General features: G+C 71.9%; 7 protein-coding genes. All 7 read right to left on the bottom strand.

Translation table 11 applies throughout. The annotated features are described in order from the left end of the window. Positions 1–279 (bottom strand): phosphoenolpyruvate-utilizing N-terminal domain-containing protein (locus tag AB0J09_RS58910; protein WP_360712106.1); only part of this gene is annotated, 279 nt, incomplete at its 3' end. Further along, the gene (locus tag AB0J09_RS58905; RefSeq protein ID WP_360712103.1) at positions 272–553 is read right to left on the bottom strand and encodes an HPr family phosphocarrier protein; all 282 of its coding nucleotides are present in this window, start codon (positions 551–553) and stop codon (positions 272–274) included. The genes AB0J09_RS58905 and AB0J09_RS58910, both read right to left, overlap by 8 nt. Positions 554–563: 10 nt before the next feature. Further along, the gene (locus tag AB0J09_RS58900) at positions 564–1,568 is read right to left on the bottom strand and encodes a zinc-dependent dehydrogenase (protein WP_360712100.1); all 1,005 of its coding nucleotides are present in this window, start codon (positions 1,566–1,568) and stop codon (positions 564–566) included. Then, positions 1,565–1,993 carry a PTS sugar transporter subunit IIA gene (locus tag AB0J09_RS58895; RefSeq protein WP_360712097.1) on the bottom strand — a complete coding sequence of 143 codons (429 nt, stop codon included), beginning with the start codon at positions 1,991–1,993 and terminating at the stop codon, positions 1,565–1,567. Before AB0J09_RS58895 ends, AB0J09_RS58900 begins: the two co-directional genes overlap by 4 nt. After that, a complete protein-coding gene (locus AB0J09_RS58890) occupies positions 1,986–2,294 on the bottom strand; it encodes a PTS lactose transporter subunit IIB (RefSeq protein ID WP_360712095.1) in 309 nt (102 codons plus the stop codon). Before AB0J09_RS58890 ends, AB0J09_RS58895 begins: the two co-directional genes overlap by 8 nt. A 3-nt stretch (positions 2,295–2,297) precedes the next feature. Continuing rightward, positions 2,298–3,407 (bottom strand): PTS mannitol transporter subunit IICB, encoded by a 1,110-nt coding sequence (locus tag AB0J09_RS58885; RefSeq protein WP_360712093.1) that lies wholly within the window; start codon positions 3,405–3,407, stop codon positions 2,298–2,300. Between the two features lie 32 nt (positions 3,408–3,439). Beyond that, the coding region (locus AB0J09_RS58880; protein WP_360712090.1) for a PfkB family carbohydrate kinase at positions 3,440–3,750 on the bottom strand (311 nt) is incomplete at its 5' end.

The raw sequence follows: 3,750 nt of genomic DNA, 5'->3' as shown, positions 1-3,750 counted from the left end.
CTCGCCCGCGCTCGCCGCCGCCGCCGTACCAGTGGCGCCCGTGGAAGGGATGCCCGTGGAAGGGCTGCGTCTGGCGGCGGTGGCGCGCTGGTTGAGGTCGGCGGCGACCGCCTCCAGGGCCTTGGCGACGGTGGAGGCCTCGGCGCCAGGGTCGGTGACCGGGCGCGGCGGGGGCAGCGTCGCAGGGGCGGCCATCCGGATCACCGGCCCCGCCGCACGCCCCTGGCTCACCCCGAGGCCCGTGAGCCGACCGCCGGGGGAAGGGGGCAGGTCAGGCATCGAGGGCCTCTTCCGCGTCCAGGTCGCGCGAGAGCAGCGCCACCAGCGAGTCCAGCGCCTCCTCCGCCCGCGGCCCGTCCGCCTCCAGCGTCACCTCCGCGCCGTGTACCGCCCCCAGCGACAGCACCCCCAGCATGCTCTTCGCCGGCACCGCCTTCTCCCCGAGCCGGACCGTCACCGGCACCCCCAGCCGCGCGGCCGCCTGCACGAACAGCTTGGCCGGCCGCGCGTGCAGGCCGCTGGCAGAGGCCACGACCACCGTTCGATGTGCCATCACGAACCTCCTAGGGCTCAATTGTGACCTTGATGGCCGCGCCCCGGCTGACGAGGTCGATCCCGTCGAGCACCTGGGGCAGCGCCAGCCGGTGGGTGATGAGGTCGGAGACCACCACGTCCCCCGACGCTACGAGCCGCAGCGCCTCCGCGTTGTGGGCGGGGCTGGAGCCGTTCGCGCCGACGATGGTCAGCTCGCGGTAGTGCACGAGGTTCGAGTCCAGCGTGACGAGCGGATTGTCCTTGGGCAGGCCGCCGAAGAAGCTGATCCGGCCTTGCCTGGCCGCCATCCGCACCGCCTGCTCCTGAGCCGCGCCCGAGGCCGCCGCCGTGATCACCACGTCGGCGCCGCGCCCGCCGGTCAGCTTGAGCACCTGCTCGACCGGGTCGGCGTCGATCGCCGCGTCCGGGCGTACGAGCTCGGCGGCCATCGCCAGGCGCTGCGCGTTGATGTCCACGAGAAAGACCCGGGCGGCGCCGCGTGCCCGCGCGAGGCGTACGTGCAGGCAGCCGATCGGCCCCGCGCCCATCACCACCACGTCGTCGCCCGCGCCCACGCGGGCCAGCGACTGGCCGTTCAGCACGCAGGCGAGGGGCTCGGCCACCGACGCCTCGGCGAAGCCGACGCCGGGCGGGATGGCGTTGACCCCGTTCACGGCCAGCACCTTGGCGGGGACCACCATGTACTCGGCGAAGCCGCCGTCGTAGTGGTAGCCCATCGACTCCTGGTTGGGGCAGACGGTCAGGCGGCCCCGCCGGCATTCGGCGCACGTGCCGCACGGGATCGCCGCGATCACCTGCACCCGTGCGCCGGTGTCCACGACCTCGCCCGCGATCTCGTGTCCCATCACCCGCGGTGGCCTGATGTGGTGGTGCCCGAACTTGAGGATCTTGGCGTCCGTGCCGCACGTCGAGCAGTTCCGTACGCGGATCTTCAGCTCGCCGGGCCCGGCGACGGGCTCCGGCGCGTCCTCGATCCTGATGTCGCCGGGAGCGTGGAATCTGGCGACCTTCATGCTGTGAGCTCCTTCATCACCTCAGAGACCTCGGTGGCCTCGCGCAGCGCCCTGGCGCGGTCGGGGTCGAGCAGGATCTCGGCCAGCGCCGCCAGAAGCGGCACGTGCCCGTCGTCCTTGGCCGCGATGCCGACGCAGAGCGTGACCTGTTCGCCGTCCCAGTCGATGCCGCCGGGGAAGCGCACCACGCAGATGGCGTCGCGCTTGACGTCCTCCTTGGAGGCGTTCGTCCCGTGCGGGATGGCCACGCCCTCGCCGACGTACGTGGAGATCGTCTTCTCCCGCTCGAGCATCGCCTCGATGTACGGCTCCGCGACCGCCCCCACATCGACCAGCGCCCGCCCGCACCGGCGGATGGCCGCCGTGCGGTCGGGGGCGCTCTCGTGCAGCAGCACGGCCCGCGGGTCGAGCAGGCCGTCACGCATCGACCGTGCCGCCGTTCTTGATCGTGTTCACCAGCCTGGTCACGGCGGGGTCGCCGAGGAAGATCTGGAACGGGACCAGCACCTTCCCGGGGGCGGCGGCCCTGGCGCGGGCGGCGAGCCCGGCGTGGCACAGAACCACGTCGGCGTCGTCGGGGATGGAGTTCACGGGTGTGTGCTCGACGCTGACGCCGGTGTCCTTGAGCTGCTTGCGCAGCTGGGAGGCGAGCATCACGCTGCTGCCCATGCCCGCGTCGCAGGCCACGATGATCTTGTGGATGTCCTTGCTGTCGATGCCGGCCATGGCTCAGGCCTCCTTGGTGGCGGGTTCGGTGACGGCTTCGTGTGAGTCCTCGGACTCGTCCTTCTTCTCGCCCCTGCCGAAGCCGAGCAGGATCGCGGCGACGGCGAACGACACGCCCGCGGCCACGAGGATCCCCAGGCTGGAGCCGAGCCAGCCGCCCTTCGGGGTGACCGCGATGTAGGCGAAGATGCTGCCGGGCGACGGCGTGGCGACCAGGCCGGCCCCGGTGACCATGAACGTGAACACCCCGGCCGCGCCGCCCGCGATGACCGCGAGGATGAGGCGAGGCTTCATGAGCACGTACGGGAAGTAGATCTCGTGGATCCCGCCGAAGAAGTGAATGATCATCGCGGCGGGCACGCTGGGGCGCAGCTGGCGCGGGCCGAACAGCAGGTAGGCCAGCAGCAGGCCGAGACCGGGCCCCGGGTTCGACTCCAGCATGAACAGGATCGACTTGCCCGTCTCCGCCGCCTGGGCGACGCCGAGCGGGCCGAGCACGCCGTGGTTGATGGCGTTGTTCAGGAACAGCACCTTGGCGGGCTCGATCAGGACGGAGGCCACGGGGAGCAGGTTGTGGCCGATCAGCCAGCTCACGGCGTGGCCCGCGGCCGTGGTGACCGCCTGGACGATCGGGCCGATGCCGAACATGCCGACCACGGCCATGGCGGCGCCCACGATGCCGGCGGAGAAGTTGTCCACGAGCATCTCGAACCCGGCCTTGGTCCGCTGCTCCGTGAACTTGTCCACATATTTCAGGATCAAGGCGGTGAGCGGACCGATGATCATGGCGCCGAGGAACATCGGAGAGTCCGTGCCCACCACGACGCCCATCACCGCCACCGCGCCCACGACCGCGCCGCGCTGCCCGTGCACCATCCGGCCGCCGGTGTACGCGATGAGGACCGGCAGCAGGGTCGAGATGATCGGGCCGACCATCTTCGCGAGCGTCTCGTTGGGCAGCCAGCCGGTCGGGATGAAGAGCGCGGTGATCAGGCCCCAGGCGATGAACGCGCCGATGTTCGGCATGATCATGCCGGCCAGATGGCCGCCGATGCGCTGAATGGTGGCCTTGACACCGGTTCCGGTGACCGTGGGAGTGTAACTGTCGGCCATGGGACTTGCTCCTTCGGGGGATGAGCAGTTGATCAGCCGCTGTGCTGGGTCAGGGGGAGATTGGCGGAAGCGAGGGGCCGGGACGGGTCCGGCGGGTGGAGGGTGACGGTGGCGGGGTCGATGTCGGCCGGGCGCGGCATGCGGCTGCCGGGCAGGCGGACCGCCGCGGCGCCCCAGGCCAGTGCCCGCGCCAGCGCGCCGGGGCCGTGCCCGCCGCCGGCGAGGAAACCGGCCAGCATGGCGTCGCCGGCGCCGACGGAGCTGCGCGGCTCGGTGACGGCGGCCTCGCCGTACCAGATGCCCCGCTCCTCGACGAGTACGGCGCCGTCGGCGCCCAGGCTGG

It is taken from the genome of Nonomuraea sp. NPDC049784 (assembly GCF_040659615.1).
Classification (GTDB): domain Bacteria; phylum Actinomycetota; class Actinomycetes; order Streptosporangiales; family Streptosporangiaceae; genus Nonomuraea.
The sequence above is the reverse complement of the archived record's forward strand: the minus strand, read 5'-3'. Positions and strand labels throughout refer to the sequence as shown.

Excerpts from the sequence above, each read along its gene's own strand:
- AB0J09_RS58905 (WP_360712103.1), bottom strand. The coding sequence starts at position 553 with ATGGCACATCGAACGGTGGTCGTGGCCTCTGCCAGCGGCCTGCACGCG.
- AB0J09_RS58900 (WP_360712100.1), bottom strand. The coding sequence starts at position 1,568 with ATGAAGGTCGCCAGATTCCACGCTCCCGGCGACATCAGGATCGAGGAC.
- AB0J09_RS58895 (WP_360712097.1), bottom strand. The coding sequence starts at position 1,993 with ATGCGTGACGGCCTGCTCGACCCGCGGGCCGTGCTGCTGCACGAGAGC.
- AB0J09_RS58890 (WP_360712095.1), bottom strand. The coding sequence starts at position 2,294 with ATGGCCGGCATCGACAGCAAGGACATCCACAAGATCATCGTGGCCTGC.
- AB0J09_RS58885 (WP_360712093.1), bottom strand. The coding sequence starts at position 3,407 with ATGGCCGACAGTTACACTCCCACGGTCACCGGAACCGGTGTCAAGGCC.